A 15,480-nucleotide genomic window follows, 5' to 3' on the forward strand; every position below is an offset into this window, starting at 1 on the left:
GCCCAACCTTCGTCGCTACGAGCGACCACTTGCCGCGAGGCGAGCATGGCGGGTCGGTGTCATTGAACTGAGCAACAGAGACAGTCGTACGACCGAGGTCCACGTCACCAGGTGACGTGGACCTCTCTCGTGGTGAACAAAAGGTTCGCAATCCGGGGCGGCTACCACGTACTCCGCGGTAGGTGCGACGATCGGACGGCAAACCACGGGCCAGGACGAGACATTCGGTGCTCGCAGCGCCCGCAGTACCCGGTGAACAGCAGAGGAAGTCGGCCATGGCAACGGCGCCCAGCGTCTCCTACTCGATCACGGTCCGGTTGGAGGTGCCCGCGAGCGGAACCGCGGTCTCCCAGATCACCACCGCCGTGGAGTCCAGCGGAGGCTCGGTGACGGGCCTCGACGTGACGGCCTCCGGCCACGAGAAGCTCCGTATCGACGTCACCATCGCGGCGTCCTCCACGAAGCACTCGGAAGAGATCGTCGAGCAGCTGCGCGGCATCGAGGACGTGACGCTCGGCAAGGTCTCCGACCGTACGTTCCTGATGCACCTCGGCGGCAAGATCGAGATGGCGTCGAAGCACCCCATCCGCAACCGTGACGACCTCTCGATGATCTACACGCCCGGGGTGGCCCGGGTCTGCATGGCGATCGCCGAGAACCCGGAGGACGCCCGCCGTCTGACCATCAAGCGCAACTCGGTCGCGGTCGTCACCGACGGCTCGGCCGTGCTGGGCCTCGGCAACATCGGCCCGAAGGCCGCCCTGCCGGTGATGGAGGGCAAGGCCGCGCTCTTCAAGCGGTTCGCCGGCATCGACGCCTGGCCGCTGTGCCTGGACACGCAGGACACCGACGCCATCGTGGAGATCGTCAAGGCGATCGCCCCCGGCTTCGCCGGCATCAACCTGGAGGACATCTCCGCCCCGCGCTGCTTCGAGATCGAGGCCCGTCTGCGCGAGGCCCTGGACATCCCCGTCTTCCACGACGACCAGCACGGCACGGCGATCGTCGTCCTCGCCTCGCTCACCAACGCGCTGCGGGTGACCGGCAAGTCGATCGGCGACATCCGTGTCGTCATGTCGGGTGCGGGCGCGGCCGGTACGGCCATCCTGAAGCTGCTGCTCGCCGCGGGCGTCAAGCACGCGGTCGTGGCCGACATCCACGGTGTCGTGCACGCGGGCCGCGAGGACCTGGTGAAGGCCGCCGAGGACTCGCCGCTGCGGTGGATCGCCGACAACACCAACCCCGAGGGCGTCACGGGCACGCTGAAGCAGGCCGTGCGCGGCGCGGACGTCTTCATCGGCGTCTCCGCCCCGAACGTGCTGGACGGCGACGACGTGGCCGCGATGGCCGACGACGCGATCGTCTTCGCGCTCGCGAACCCCGACCCCGAGGTCGACCCGGGTGTCGCCCGGCAGACCGCGGCGGTCGTGGCCACCGGCCGCTCGGACTTCCCGAACCAGATCAACAACGTGCTGGTCTTCCCGGGTGTCTTCCGCGGGCTCCTGGACGCCCAGTCCCGCACGGTCAACACCGAGATGATGCTTGCGGCCGCAACGGCGCTGGCGGAGGTCGTGACCGAGGACGAGCTCAACGCGAACTACATCATTCCCAGCGTCTTCAACGACAAGGTCGCGGGGGCGGTGGCGGGCGCGGTCCGCGACGCGGCGAAGGCGGCGGGCGTCACGGTCTGAGGCGCTGCCTCACCTCCCTGGGGGTTGCGCCCCCAGACCCCTGTCGCACTGGCGCGCTCGTCCTCGAACGCCGGACGGGCCGAAGATGTCCGCCGGTCCGGCGCCGTCTCCGCCCGTCCGGCGTTTGAGGGCCATGGGTTCGGGGGCCGGCCCCGGGTTTGTGACGGTTGCCACCCCGGCCCGCTACCGGCGCGTCGCCGGACACCGCGCCTCGGCGCGCCTCTAGGGTGGCGGCCATGGCTCGGTCCCTGCGGGCCCACCAGGCCCTCACCGGCCCTGCGGTCCGCTGCCGGGAGCGGACGGAGCGTCACCATTATCGAGGCCGTGGCGCTTTTCGTGTGACTCCCAGGGGTGCCGGATTGGCTTTCCCGCCGCAGGTGGGGGCAGGATGCGTCTTCGGGCGCGAGGGTCCGGCCACGGACCCGGGTCCGGGGACCGCCGAGGACCCTGGCAGCATCGGCTTCGACGTGCCCGATATGCGGCTCCGCCGCGTGGCACGCCTCAACGGCAAGAAGAACACGGGAGTAACAACATGAACCGCAGTGAGCTGGTGGCCGCGCTGGCCGACCGTGCCGAGGTGACCCGCAAGGACGCCGACGCCGTTCTGGCCGCCTTCGCCGAGACCGTCGGTGAGATCGTCGCCAAGGGCGACGAGAAGGTCACCATCCCCGGCTTCCTGACCTTCGAGCGCACCCACCGTGCCGCTCGTACCGCTCGCAACCCGCAGACCGGTGACCCGATCCAGATCCCGGCCGGCTACAGCGTCAAGGTCTCCGCGGGCAGCAAGCTCAAGGAAGCCGCCAAGGGCAAGTAAGCGCCAAGCGCTTCGCTGAGAACGCTGATGGGGCGGTACCCGGAACTCCGGGTACCGCCCCATCGTGGTTCGCTCGAAGACGGCCTCAGACGCGGGCCGGGCTCACGAGGACTCAGCCCAGCGCCTTGCCCGGCAGTTCCACCTTCGCGCCCAGCTCGATCAGCTTCTCCATGAAGTTCTCGTAGCCGCGGTTGATCAGGTCGATGCCGTGCACCCGGGACGTGCCCTGGGCCGCCAGCGCCGCGATCAGGTACGAGAAGCCGCCGCGCAGGTCGGGGATGACCAGGTCGGCGCCCTGCAGCTTGGTCGGGCCGGACACGACCGCCGAGTGCAGGAAGTTGCGCTGGCCGAAGCGGCAGCGCGAGCCGCCCAGGCACTCGCGGTAGAGCTGGATGTGCGCGCCCATCTGGTTCAGCGCGGACGTGAAGCCGAGGCGGGACTCGTACACCGTCTCGTGGACGATCGAGAGGCCGGTGGCCTGCGTGAGGGCGACCACGAGGGGCTGCTGCCAGTCGGTCTGGAAGCCCGGGTGGACGTCCGTCTCCAGCGCGATCGACTTGAGCTGGCCGCCGGGGTGCCAGAAGCGGATGCCCTCGTCGTCGATCTCGAAGGCGCCGCCGACCTTCCGGTACGTGTTGAGGAACGTCATCATCGAGCGCTGCTGGGCGCCGCGGACGTAGATGTTGCCTTCGGTCGCCAGGGCCGCGGAAGCCCAGGAGGCGGCCTCCAGGCGGTCCGGCAGGGCCGCGTGGGTGTATCCGCCGAGCTTGTCGACGCCCGTGACGCGGATGGTGCGGTCGGTGTCCATCGCGATGATCGCGCCCATTTTCTGCAGGACGCAGATCAGGTCCTCGATCTCCGGCTCGACCGCCGCGTTCGCCAGCTCCGTGACGCCCTCCGCGAGGACGGCCGTCAGCAGCACCTGCTCGGTCGCGCCGACGGACGGGTACGGCAGCTCGATCTTCGTGCCGCGCAGCCGCTGCGGGGCCTCCAGGTACTGGCCGTCCGCGCGCTTCTCGATGGTCGCGCCGAACTGCCGCAGCACCTCGAAGTGGAAGTCGATCGGCCGGCCGCCGATGTCGCAGCCGCCCAGGCCCGGGATGAACGCGTGGCCGAGGCGGTGCAGCAGCGGGCCGCACAGCAGGATCGGGATGCGCGACGAACCCGCGTGGGCGTCGATGTCCGCGACGTTGGCGCTCTCCACGTGCGACGGGTCCATGATGAGCTCGCCCGGCTCCTCACCCGGACGGACCGTCACCCCGTGCAGCTGCAGCAGCCCGCGTACGACCCGCACGTCACGGATGTCCGGGACATTGCGCAGCCGGCTCGGAGCGCTGCCGAGCAGTGCGGCAACCATGGCCTTCGGTACGAGGTTCTTCGCACCGCGGACACGGATCTCACCCTCCAGCGGGGTTCCGCCGTGGACAAGGAGTACGTCGTCTGAGCCGTTGACGGTCATGTATCTCGCGTTCCGATTGGTGGGACAGAGGCGAAGAAGCAAGGGTAATGGCCGCCCACCCCCCTTCAGTAAGCCCGAGGGCCTCTCAGACACGTCATAGCTTTGCCACAACACGAACCGTGCCTAATCGGACACGTGGGGTCACCGGCCCCATCGCGCGCTCCACGCACGCCCCTTGTGCCCTGAGCTGCGTTCACGTGGTTACGGGTATTGCCTCCCCGTGCGCGGGGAAGATGCGGGATCATGTCACGCATGACCGAGGTGTCCTCGCTCACAGGGCGGCTGCTCGTGGCCACACCCGCCCTGGCGGACCCCAACTTCGACCGCGCGGTCGTGCTGCTTCTCGACCACGACGAGAAGGGCTCGCTGGGCGTCGTCCTCAACCGCCCGACCCCCGTGGACGTGGGTGACATCCTCGCGGGCTGGGCGGAACTGGCGGGGGAGCCCGGCGTCGTGTTCCAGGGCGGCCCCGTCTCCCTCGACTCCGCGCTCGGGGTGGCGGTGATCCCGGGCGGCGCCTCCGGGGAGCGCGCGCCGCTCGGCTGGCGCCGGGTGCACGGCGCGATCGGACTCGTGGACCTGGAGGCCCCGCCGGAGCTGCTGGCCTCGGCGCTCGGCTCCCTGCGGATCTTCGCGGGGTACGCCGGCTGGGGGCCGGGGCAACTGGAGGACGAGCTGGGCGAGGGCGCCTGGTACGTCGTCGAGTCGGAGCCGGGCGATGTCTCCTCGCCCGCCCCGGAGCGGCTGTGGCGCGAGGTCCTGCGCCGTCAGCGCAACGAACTGGCGATGGTGGCCACGTACCCGGACGACCCTTCGCTCAACTGATGACCCCGGCCTTCAGTACTCTTGCGTCTATGAGCACTCTTGAGCCTGAGACCCAGCCCCAGCGAGGCACTGGGACGGGAACCCTCGTAGAGCCGACGCCGCAGACGTCGCACGGTGACGGGGACCACGAGCGCTTCGCCCACTACGTCCAGAAGGACAAGATCATGGCGAGCGCGCTCGACGGTACGCCCGTCGTCGCACTCTGCGGCAAGGTGTGGGTCCCGGGCCGGGACCCGAAGAAGTACCCCGTGTGTCCCATGTGCAAGGAGATCTACGAGTCCATGGGCGCCGGTGGCGACGACGGCAAGGGCGGCGGCAAGGGCAAGGACGGCGGCAAGTAGCGCGCCCGTGGCCTTAGCGGTCTCCCGCGTTCCGCGGTGCCCCGGTGCGGGGTGCCGCGGCTCTGTCGTGTCCGGCCTCGTGTCCGGCTGATCGGCGGGGCTCGGGGCGGCGTCGGCGTATGCGGCGTATCCGGGGCCTTTGTCCCGGCCGTCCGTTGCACGGAATGCTTCCGCCGGTCACAGAGTGGTTGAGACCTCTTGTGGGCATGTTCATGTACTCCATAGCCTCCCGGGTGTTGTGCAGCGCAAAACCACCATTGCAAATGCTGCAACGCGCCCCCGGAGGACGCCCCCATGAAGCTCGCACCGCTCTCTGCCCGCATGGCCGCCCCGATCGCCGCCCTCGTCGTCGCCGGGCTCACGGCGACCGCCTGTGCTCCCGAGTCGTCCGACAACTCCGGCGGCAAGGACGAGAAGAGCGGCACCGTGCGTGTGTGGCTCTTCCAGGAGGTCGCCAACGCGCCGAAGGAGAAGGTGGTCGACGGGGTCGTCACCGCCTTCGAGAAGGCCCACAAGGGTACGAAGGTCGACGTCCAGTACATCCCCGTCGAGACCCGCGCCGAGAAGATCAAGGCCGCCTTCAACGACCCCAAGAGCGCGCCCGACCTCATCGAGTACGGCAACACGGACACCGCCGGCTACGTCAAGGACGGCGGACTGGCGGACGTCAGCGAGGAGTTCACGGACTGGAGCGAGTCCAAGGACACCGACCCGACCGCCAAGCAGTCCGTCACGGTCGACGGCAAGATCTACGGAGCCCCGTACTTCGTCGGCGTCCGCGCGCTCTACTACCGCACCGACGTCTTCGAGGACCTGGACCTCGACGTGCCCAAGACGCAGGCCGAACTGATCAGCACGGCCAAGAAGATCCGGCAGGCGAAGCCCGAGCTGTACGGTCTCGCGGTCGGCGGCGCCTACACGTACGGCGCGATGCCGTTCATCTGGTCCAACGGCGGTGAACTCGCCGAGGGCAAGGGCGGCTCGTACGCCTCGACCATCGACAGCGCCGAGGCCCAGAAGGGCATCAAGGCGTACACCTCGCTCTTCGGCGACGACAACTGTCCGGCCGCCAAGTGCGCGGGCATGGGCGGCAACGACACCGTCACGGCGTTCGCCTCCGGCAAGGCCGGCATGGCCATCGCCGGCGACTTCAGCCACGCGGCGATCGAGGCGGGCAAGGTCAAGGGCAAGTACAAGGTCGTACCGCTGCCCGGCGTGAAGTCCGGTGAGATCGCCCCCGCCTTCGCGGGCGGCAACAACCTCGGCGTCCTCAAGAGCACCACCCACCGCACCCTCGCCGTCGACCTGATGGAACAGCTCGCGTCGAAGAAGACGCAGGGCGCGCTCTTCGACGCGATGGGCTTCCTGCCGACGTTCACCGACGTGCGCCGGGACGTCGCGAAGCGCGAACCGTTCGTCGAGCCGTTCGTGAAGACCCTCGGCGCCGGCGCCAAGTTCGTCCCGGCCTCGCCCGCCTGGTCGCAGATCGACGCGTCCCTGGTCCTGCCGACGATGTTCCAGGAGGTCGTCAGCGGACGGAAGGGCGTGGAGGCCGCGTCCAGGGACGCGGCCGAGAAGATGAACGACGCGTTCAGCTCCGCCGGATGAGCCGGATGACCGACCGGCCGCTCACGGTGTCCGCCCCGGGGGCAGCCCCCGGGCCGGCCCCGGCGGCCGGACCCGCCGTGCGGGCATCCTCGGCCCGGGCCGCCACCAAGGCGCCCCGGCCGGGCCGCGGCCCCGCGGCGGGCCGCAGATCCCCGCTCGCCCGCGGCGGCTGGACGCCCTGGCTCTACCTCGCCCCCGCCCTCGTCGTCCTCGGCGGGCTGCTCGTCTACCCCGTCTACCAGCTCGGGCTGATCTCGTTCCTGGAATACACCCAGGCCCAGGTCAGCGGCGGGGAGCCGACGTCCTTCCAGGGCTTCGGGAACTACGCGGCGCTCTTCCGCGACGAGCAGTTCTGGCAGGTGCTGCTGGCCACCATGGTGTTCGCCGGGGCGTGCGTCGTGTCGACCCTCGCGGTCGGCTGCGCGCTCGCCGTCCTCCTGACACGTGTCCGTGCCCTGCCGCGGCTCGCCCTGATGCTGGCCGCGCTCGGCGCCTGGGCGACCCCGGCGGTCACCGGGTCCACGGTCTGGCTGCTCCTGTTCGACCCCGACTTCGGGCCGGTCAACCGGATCCTGGGACTGGGCGACCACTCCTGGACGTACGGCCGGTACAGCGCCTTCGCCCTCGTCCTGCTCGAAGTGGTCTGGTGCTCCTTCCCGTTCGTGATGGTCACCGTGTACGCCGGAATCCGCGCCGTGCCCTCCGAGGTCCTGGAGGCCGCCTCCCTGGACGGCGCCTCCCAGTGGCGGATCTGGCGCTCGATGCTCGCGCCGATGCTCCGCCCGATCCTCGTGGTCGTCACCATCCAGTCGGTCATCTGGGACTTCAAGGTCTTCACCCAGATCTACGTCATGACCAACGGCGGCGGCATCGCGGGCCAGAACCTCGTCCTGAACGTGTACGCGTATCAAAAGGCCTTCGCGTCCTCCCAGTACGGCCTCGGGTCGGCGATCGGAGTGGTGATGCTGCTGATTCTGCTGGCCGTCACGCTCGTCTATCTGAGGCTGCTGCGAAGGCAGGGGGAAGAACTGTGAGTTCCGTGACGTCCGGGGATTCGGTGGATTCGGTCCAGGCCGGATTCGTGCGAAATCTCGTACGCCGTTCCGTGCGGCGGCCCTGGCGACTGGCCGCGGAGGCCTCGGCGCTGCTGATCGCGGCGGTGGTCGCATTCCCCCTCTACTGGATGGTGCTCAGCGCCTTCAAACCGGCCGGGGAGATCGAGTCGAGCGAGCCGCGGCCCTGGACGCTCTCTCCCTCCCTGGATTCCTTCCGGCGCGTCTTCGGGCAGCAGGAATTCGGCCGTTACTTCCTCAACAGTCTTGTCGTGGCGGTCACCGTCGTCGCCGTCTCGGCACTCATCGCGTTTCTCGCCGCGACCGCCGTGACACGATTCCGCTTCCGCTTCCGGACCACCCTCCTGATCATGTTCCTGATCGCCCAGATGGTGCCCGTCGAGGCACTGACGATCCCCCTCTTCTTCCAGATGCGGGACTTCGGTCAGCTCAACACCCTGGGCGCGCTGATCCTGCCGCACATCGCCTTCTCCCTGCCCTTCGCGATCTGGATGCTGAGGGGCTTCGTGAAGGCCGTCCCCGAAGCGCTGGAGGAGGCCGCCCACATCGACGGGGCGAGCCGGACGCGGTTCCTGTGGCAGATCCTTTTCCCGCTGGTCTTTCCGGGGCTCGTGGCCACCAGCGTGTTCTCCTTCATCTCCGCCTGGAACGACTTCCTGTTCGCCAAATCCTTCATCATCAGCGACACCTCGCAGTCCACGCTGCCGATGGCCCTCCTCGTCTTCTACAAGCCCGACGACCCGGACTGGGGCGGCGTGATGGCCGGTTCCACGGTGATGACGATTCCCGTGCTGATCTTCTTCGTACTCGTACAGCGGCGCCTGGTCTCCGGACTCGGCGGCGCGGTGAAGGACTGACGTGAACGCTGACCCGAGCGACGCGGCTCCCGCCCTCGCAGCCCCGGCCGGGGTGATCCCGGCACCCCGCTCGGTGCGGGAGTCCACCCGCCCGGGCGTCCCGCTCGACGCGGACACCACCCTGTGGGCCGGGCCGGGCACCGGCACCACCGAACGCTGGCTGCGCCTCACCCTCGGTGCCGCCCTCGGACTTTCGCTGCCGCCGGGCCCCGAAAACACCACCGGCGCGGAAAACGCCGCCCGTACCGTGCGGTTGCGTATCGACGGGACTTTGCGACCCGAGGCGTACGTACTCGACGTCGATGCCGAAAACGGTATCGAGATCCGCGGCGGAAGTGGCGCCGGAGTGTTCTGGGGAGCCCAGACCCTGCGTCAGCTCATCGGCCCCGAAGCCTTCCGGCGGGCACCCGTCCGGCCGGGCGTCACGTACGTCGTCCCGAACCGGACCATCGAGGACGCACCGCGATTCGGCTGGCGCGGACTCATGCTCGACGTCTCGCGGCACTTCATGCCGAAGGACGGCGTCCTGCGCCAACTCGACCTGATGGCCGCGCACAAGCTCAACGTCTTCCACTTCCACCTCACGGACGACCAGGGCTGGCGTATCGAGATCAAGCGGTATCCGAAGCTCACGGAGACCGGATCATGGCGGGCACGCACCAAATTCGGTCATCGCGCCTCGCCCCACTGGGAGGAGAAGCCGCACGGGGGCCACTACACCCAGGACGACATCCGCGAGATCGTCGCGTACGCCGCCGAACGGCATATCGCCGTCGTCCCCGAAATCGACATCCCGGGGCACTCGCAGGCCGCCATCGCCGCATATCCGGAACTCGGCAACACCGATGTCATCGACACGCACTCCCTCTCCGTCTGGGACACCTGGGGCGTCTCCAAAAACGTACTCGCACCCACTGACAACGCCCTCCGCTTCTACGAGGGCGTCTTCGAGGAACTCCTCGGACTGTTCCCCTCACAGTTCATCCACGTCGGCGGCGACGAGTGCGCCAAGGACCAGTGGAAGGCGTCCCCCGCCGCCCAGGCGCGGATCGCCGAACTGGGCCTCGCGGACGAGGACGAACTGCAGTCCTGGTTCATCCGCCACTTCGACGACTGGCTGGGCGCGCGAGGCCGCCGGCTGATCGGCTGGGACGAGATCCTGGAGGGCGGACTCGCCCCCGGCGCCGCCGTCTCCTCGTGGCGCGGCTACCGGGGCGGCATCACGGCCGCACGGGCCGGCCACGACGTCGTCATGTGCCCTGAGCAGCAGGTGTACCTGGACCACCGGCAGGCCGAGGGCCCCGACGAGCCGGTGCCCATCGGCTTCGTGCGCACCCTGGAGGACGTCTACCGCTTCGAACCCGTTCCACCGGAGCTGACCCCCGCTCAGGCGCGGCACGTGCTGGGCACCCAGGCCAACCTGTGGACCGAGGTGATGGAGGACCGGGCCCGCGTCGACTACCAGGCCTTCCCGCGGCTCGTGGCCTTCGCGGAGGTCGCCTGGAGCGCGCTGCCCCCGCCCGCGGAACGCGACTTCGCGGATTTCGAGGAGCGAATGACCGCGCACTACGCGCGACTTGACGCCCTGGGAGTCGCCTACCGGCCGCCCGCCGGGCCGTTGCCGTGGCAGCGGCGCCCCGGGGTGCTCGGACGCCCGATCGAGGGGCCGCCCCCGAACGTGTGAGGAGGCTCCCGGAGGGTGTCGCCCGGCGCGGCACCCTGGGACGGTGGCCGCTACGGAGAAAGGCGCCCAAGAGGACACGAAACCCGCCAATTGACTCCGGCGGGCCATGTGGTGCGAAAACGGACCATACGCTGGTGGCGGGTAGGAATGCCTCCTAGCGGACCCCCGCGTCGGGGAACCGGGAAGATGTGCCAGAGTTGCCACGTCCGCCCTGTCAGCACGTACCGTACGGCAACACAGGTGGGACCAGGTGGGGCAGCGGGAAGGGGCAGCCGGTTTGACCACGCACGCACCGCAGGCGGCGCACGCCGTGACGCTGCCCGCCTCACTGGACGAGGCCGTGGCGGCACTCGCCGCCATGCCCGCCGCCGTTCCCGTGGCCGGCGGCACCGACCTCATGGCCGCCGTCAACTCGGGACAGCTCAGGCCCGCCGCACTCGTCGGCCTCGGCCGGATCAGCGAGATCCGCGGCTGGCAGTACCAGGACGGCCACGCGCTCCTGGGCGCGGGCCTCACCCACGCGCGTATGGGGCGCCCCGACTTCGCCGCCCTCATCCCCGCCCTCGCCGCCGCCGCGCGGGCCGCGGGACCGCCGCAGATCCGCAACGCGGGCACCCTGGGCGGCAACATCGCCTCGGCGTCCCCCACCGGCGACGCGCTGCCGGTGCTGGCCGCGCTGGAAGCGACCCTCATCATCGCCTGCCCGGGCGGCGCCCGCCGTGAGATCCCCGTGTCGCACCTGCTCGCGGGCGTGGAGATGCTCCGCGGCGGCGAACTCATCGGGTACGTGCGCGTGCCGCTGCTGCACGCGCCCCAGGTCTTCCTCAAGGCGACCGGACGGACCGGCCCCGGGCGCGCCATCGCCTCCGTGTCGCTCGTCCTCGACCCCGCCCGGCGCGGAGTGCGGTGTGCCGTCGGAGCCATAGCGCCGATGCCGCTGCGCCCCCTGGACGCCGAGCAGTGGGTCGCCTCGCTGATCGACTGGGACAACAACCGCGCGATCGTGCCCGAGGCGCTGGCCGCCTTCGGCGAGTACGTCGCCGCGGCCTGCATCCCCGATCCGGCCCCCGAGGAGGACGGCTCCGTACAGCCGCTGCCGCCCGCCGTACTGCACCTGCGGCGTACCGTCGCCGCGCTGGCCCGACGAGCACTGGGGAGGGCACTGTCGTGACCGACGACCAGCACGAAGACCAGTACGGAGACCAGCACGGACAGGGCGGGCCCCGCGCGGGCAGCCGCTGGGACCCGCTGCCCCAGGGCGACTACGACGACGGCGCCACCGCCTTCGTCAAGCTCCCCGAAGGGGGCATCGACGCCCTCCTCGCGGACTCGCCCCTCGCCGCGCCCGGCCACGGCTACGTACCGCCGCCGATAACGGTCGCGCCCGGCACGGGTGCGGAGAACGACCCCGGGTCAGCCGGCGCCTGGGGCGCACCGCCCGACGCGGCCGGCCCCGGTCACGGGCAGGACGTACGGTGGCCCGACCCGAACACCCTCCCCGAGGAGCACCGGCAGGCCCCCCAGGACCAGTTCTCGTACCACCCCGGGGCCACCGGCCAGTGGACCTTCGACCAGCCCGCACAGGGCGACCAGGGCCCGCCCGGACACGACGGGACGGGGCATGACGGGACGGGTGGCGTCGGGACGGGGCACGACGCCTCGGGTCAGGACGTCACCGGGCAGTGGTCCATCCCGCTCGCGGACGGTGATCTGCCGGACGAGTCCGGTGAGTTCACCACGTCCTCGCTGGTCGAGCAGTGGGGCGGCAGTCCGCCCGCCACGCTGCCGGGCGGGGCGGCGGCCCCCTGGGCCGACGAACCGTGGGCCCAGCAGCCGGCCGGGCAGCAGCCGCCCGCCGAGCACGGCGCCGCCGAGATCATCGACGTCTCCGGAGCGCACGCCGACGAGATCGCCGTCTCCGTGGAGCGCGACCCGGGTCACGACGACGGACGCGACGACGGACGCGAGGAACCGTCCGGGGCCGCGCCCCGCCACGACCACCCCGAGTTCGCGGACGACCCCGCCGCCGAGCAGGAAGCGGCCTCTACGGAGGAGCCCGACGAGCGGGCTCCGGACGCGCACGCCGACGCCACCGCCGACGCCGTTGCCGAGGAGTCCGGGGGCGGGTCCGAGTCCGAGGCCGAGTCCGACGAGGCTCAGGGCATCGCCCCGCACAACGACCACCCCCTCGCCTCGTACGTCCTGCGGGTGAACGGCGTCGAACGGCCCGTGACGGACGCCTGGATCGGCGAATCGCTGCTGTACGTACTGCGCGAGCGCCTCGGCCTCGCAGGCGCCAAGGACGGCTGCTCACAGGGCGAGTGCGGCGCCTGCAACGTCCAGGTGGACGGCCGGCTCGTCGCCTCCTGCCTGGTGCCCGCGGTGACCGCCGCCGGGAGCGAGGTGCGCACCGTCGAGGGCCTCGCCGCCGACGGGCAGCCCTCGGACGTCCAGCGGGCCCTCGCCAGGTGCGGTGCCGTGCAGTGCGGCTTCTGCATCCCGGGCATGGCGATGACCGTGCACGACCTCCTTGAGGGCAACCCGGCGCCGACCGACCTGGAGACCCGCCAGGCCCTGTGCGGCAACCTGTGCCGCTGCTCGGGCTACCGGGGCGTCCTGGAGGCCGTACGGGACGTCGTGGCCGAGCGCGAGGCCCACGCCGCCGCCGAGAGCTCCTCGGACGGCGACGAGGCCCGTATCCCGCACCAGGCGGGCCCCGGCTCCGGAGGCGTCAACCCGTCCGCGTTCGAGCCCCACCAGTCCAGCCAGCCCCACGAGCAGCCGTACGGCCAGGACGGAGGCCAGGCGTGAGCAACGACACCGCCACCGCGACCACCGCGCAGCCCGGCACCGCGCCGGAACCGCCGCCGCACGGCCTCGGCGTGTCCCTGCCGTCCGCGGAGTCCCGCGCCAAGACGGAGGGCACCTTCCCGTACGCGGCGGACCTGTGGGCCGAGGGCCTCCTGTGGGCCGCCGTCCTGAGATCACCGCACCCGCACGCGCGCATCCTGTCCGTCGACACCACCCACGCGCGCGAGATGCCCGGCGTGCAGGCCGTCATCACCCACGAGGACGTGCCCGGCACCGCGCTGCTCGGCCGCGGCAGGGCCGACCGCCCGGTGTTCGCCTCCGAGGTCGTGCGCCACCACGGAGAGGCCATCGCGGCCGTCGCGGCGGACCACCCCGACACCGCGCGCATGGCCGCCGCCGCCGTCATCGTCGAGTACGAGGTCCTCGACCCGGTGACCGACCCGGAGCAGGCCTTCGAGGCCGAGCCCCTGCACCCCGACGGCAACCTCATCCGCCACATCCCGCTGCGCCACGGCGACCCGGAGGCGGCCGGCGACATCGTCGTCGAGGGCCTCTACCGCATCGGCCGCCAGGACCCCGCCCCGATCGGCGCCGAGGCCGGGCTCGCCGTGCCCCGCCCCGACGGCGGGGTCGAGCTCTACGTGGCCTCCACCGACCCGCACACCGACCGCGACACGGCCGCCGCCTGCTACGGGCTCGAACCGGAGCGCGTGAAGGTCGTCGTCACCGGCGTGCCCGGCGCCACCGCCGACCGCGAGGACCAGGGCTTCCAGCTCCCCCTGGGGCTGCTCGCCCTCAAGACCGGCTGCCCGGTCAAGCTGACCGCGACCCGCGAAGAATCCTTCCTCGGGCACGTCCACCGGCACCCCACGCTGCTCCGCTACCGCCACCACGCGGACGCCGAGGGCAGGCTGGTCAAGGTCGAGGCGCAGATCCTCCTCGACGCGGGCGCGTACGCGGACACCTCCTCGGAGGCCCTGGCCGCCGCCGTCTCCTTCGCCTGCGGCCCCTACGTCGTGCCGAACGCCTTCATCGAGGGCTGGGCCGTACGCACCAACAACCCGCCCTCCGGACACGTACGCGGCGAGGGCGCCATGCAGGTGTGCGCCGCCTACGAGGCCCAGATGGACAAGCTGGCCAAGAAGCTCGGCGTCGACCCGGCCGACCTGCGCATGCGCAACGTACTGGCCACCGGGGACGTCCTGCCGACCGGCCAGACGGTCACCTGCCCGGCCCCCGTGGCCGAACTGCTCCAGGCCGTCCAGGAGCACCCGCTGCCCGCCCTCCCCAAGGACACCCCGGAGGACGAGTGGCTGCTCCCCGGCGGCCCCGAGGGCGCCGGTGAACCCGGCGCCGTACGGCGGGGCGTCGGCTACGCCCTGGGGATGGTCCACATGCTCGGCGCCGAGGGCACCGACGAGGTCTCTACGGCCACCGTGAAGGTCCACGACGGCATCGCCACCGTGCTCTGCGCGGCCGTGGAGACCGGCCAGGGCTTCACCACGCTGGCCCGGCAGATCGTCCAGGAGACGCTCGGCATCGAAGAGGTCCATGTGGCCTCCGTGGACACCGACCAGCCCCCGGCGGGCCCGAGCGCCCGCGGCCGGCACACCTGGGTGTCCGGCGGCGCCGTCGAACGGGCCGCCAAGATGGTCCGTACGCAGCTGCTGCAGCCCCTGGCGCACAAGTTCGGCATGTCCACCGAGCTGCTCCAGATCACCGACGGCAAGATCACCTCGTACGACGGAGTGCTCTCGACCACCGTCGCCGAGGCGATGGACGGCAAGGAGCTGTGGGCGACCGCGCAGTGCCGCCCGCACCCCACCGAGCCGCTGGACGGCGCGGGCCAGGGCGACGCCTTCGTGGGCCTCGCCTTCTGCGCGATCCGCGCGGTCGTGGACGTGGACATCGAACTGGGCTCGGTGCGCGTGGTCGAACTGGCGCTCGCCCAGGACGTGGGCCGCATCCTGAACCCCGCGCAGCTCGCCGCCCGGATCGAGGCCGGTGTCACGCAGGGCATCGGCGCCGCCCTCACGGAGAACCTGCGGACCGCGCGCGGGCTGGTACGCCACCCCGACCTGACCGGGTACTCGCTGCCGACCGCCCTCGACGCCCCCGACATCCGCATCGTCAAGCTCGTCGAGGAGCGTGACGTGGTCGCGCCCTTCGGGGCGAAGGCCGTCAGCGCGGTACCGGTCGTCACGTCCCCCGCGGCGGTCGCGTCGGCGGTCCGGGCGGCCACGGGGCGCCCGGTCAACCGGCTGCCGATAAGGCCCCAGGCGGCCGTGGTGACGGTGACGCAGTGACGCGGGGCGGG

Annotated in this window: 12 protein-coding genes; 11 read left to right on the forward strand and 1 reads right to left on the reverse strand. The window is 71.2% G+C overall.

Going from position 1 to position 15,480, the window contains the following annotated elements; translation table 11 throughout:
* The first annotated feature begins 275 nt into the window (after positions 1-275).
* Both K3769_RS26625 and K3769_RS26630 read left to right on the forward strand, forming a co-directional pair.
* Positions 276-1,691 (forward strand): NAD-dependent malic enzyme, encoded by a 1,416-nt coding sequence (locus K3769_RS26625; RefSeq protein ID WP_267028814.1) that lies wholly within the window; start codon positions 276-278, stop codon positions 1,689-1,691.
* A 532-nt stretch (positions 1,692-2,223) separates the two neighbouring features.
* Entirely contained in the window at positions 2,224-2,505 is a 282-nt protein-coding gene (locus K3769_RS26630) for an HU family DNA-binding protein (protein WP_007382399.1), read from the forward strand.
* Positions 2,506-2,617: 112 nt separating this feature from the next.
* On the opposite strand, the gene murA is transcribed toward K3769_RS26630, so the two are convergent.
* Positions 2,618-3,964 (reverse strand): UDP-N-acetylglucosamine 1-carboxyvinyltransferase, encoded by a 1,347-nt coding sequence (gene murA / locus K3769_RS26635; RefSeq protein WP_189775097.1) that lies wholly within the window; start codon positions 3,962-3,964, stop codon positions 2,618-2,620.
* Between the two features lie 252 nt (positions 3,965-4,216).
* On the opposite strand from murA, the gene K3769_RS26640 reads away from it, so the two are divergent.
* The 9 genes from K3769_RS26640 to K3769_RS26680 all read left to right on the forward strand — a co-directional run bounded on the left by K3769_RS26640 (position 4,217) and on the right by K3769_RS26680 (position 15,469).
* On the forward strand, positions 4,217-4,789 hold the full coding sequence (locus tag K3769_RS26640; RefSeq protein ID WP_267028815.1) for a YqgE/AlgH family protein: 573 nt from the start codon (positions 4,217-4,219) through the stop codon (positions 4,787-4,789).
* Positions 4,790-4,818: 29 nt separating this feature from the next.
* Positions 4,819-5,130: a DUF3039 domain-containing protein gene (locus K3769_RS26645; RefSeq protein WP_189775099.1), complete on the forward strand. Its 312-nt coding sequence runs from the start codon at positions 4,819-4,821 to the stop codon at positions 5,128-5,130.
* 294 nt (positions 5,131-5,424) lie between these two features.
* The gene (locus K3769_RS26650) at positions 5,425-6,738 is read left to right on the forward strand and encodes an extracellular solute-binding protein (RefSeq protein WP_267028816.1); all 1,314 of its coding nucleotides are present in this window, start codon (positions 5,425-5,427) and stop codon (positions 6,736-6,738) included.
* 5 nt (positions 6,739-6,743) lie between these two features.
* Positions 6,744-7,772: a carbohydrate ABC transporter permease gene (locus tag K3769_RS26655; RefSeq protein ID WP_372515173.1), complete on the forward strand. Its 1,029-nt coding sequence runs from the start codon at positions 6,744-6,746 to the stop codon at positions 7,770-7,772.
* Between the two features lie 47 nt (positions 7,773-7,819).
* On the forward strand, positions 7,820-8,668 hold the full coding sequence (locus K3769_RS26660; protein ID WP_267031558.1) for a carbohydrate ABC transporter permease: 849 nt from the start codon (positions 7,820-7,822) through the stop codon (positions 8,666-8,668).
* A gap of 1 nt (position 8,669) precedes the next feature.
* Entirely contained in the window at positions 8,670-10,352 is a 1,683-nt protein-coding gene (locus K3769_RS26665) for a beta-N-acetylhexosaminidase (protein ID WP_267028818.1), read from the forward strand.
* A 277-nt stretch (positions 10,353-10,629) separates the two neighbouring features.
* Complete coding sequence (locus K3769_RS26670; RefSeq protein WP_267028819.1) at positions 10,630-11,523, forward strand: FAD binding domain-containing protein; 894 nt, start codon at positions 10,630-10,632, stop codon at positions 11,521-11,523.
* The gene (locus tag K3769_RS26675) at positions 11,520-13,163 is read left to right on the forward strand and encodes a 2Fe-2S iron-sulfur cluster-binding protein (protein ID WP_267028820.1); all 1,644 of its coding nucleotides are present in this window, start codon (positions 11,520-11,522) and stop codon (positions 13,161-13,163) included. Before K3769_RS26670 ends, K3769_RS26675 begins: the two co-directional genes overlap by 4 nt.
* Positions 13,160-15,469, forward strand: a complete 2,310-nt coding sequence (locus K3769_RS26680) for a xanthine dehydrogenase family protein molybdopterin-binding subunit (protein WP_267028821.1) — start codon at positions 13,160-13,162, stop codon at positions 15,467-15,469. The genes K3769_RS26675 and K3769_RS26680 overlap by 4 nt, the downstream gene beginning before the upstream one ends.
* Positions 15,470-15,480: the final 11 nt, after the last annotated feature.

The sequence above is a fragment of the Streptomyces ortus genome (genome assembly GCF_026341275.1).
Classification (GTDB): domain Bacteria; phylum Actinomycetota; class Actinomycetes; order Streptomycetales; family Streptomycetaceae; genus Streptomyces; species Streptomyces ortus.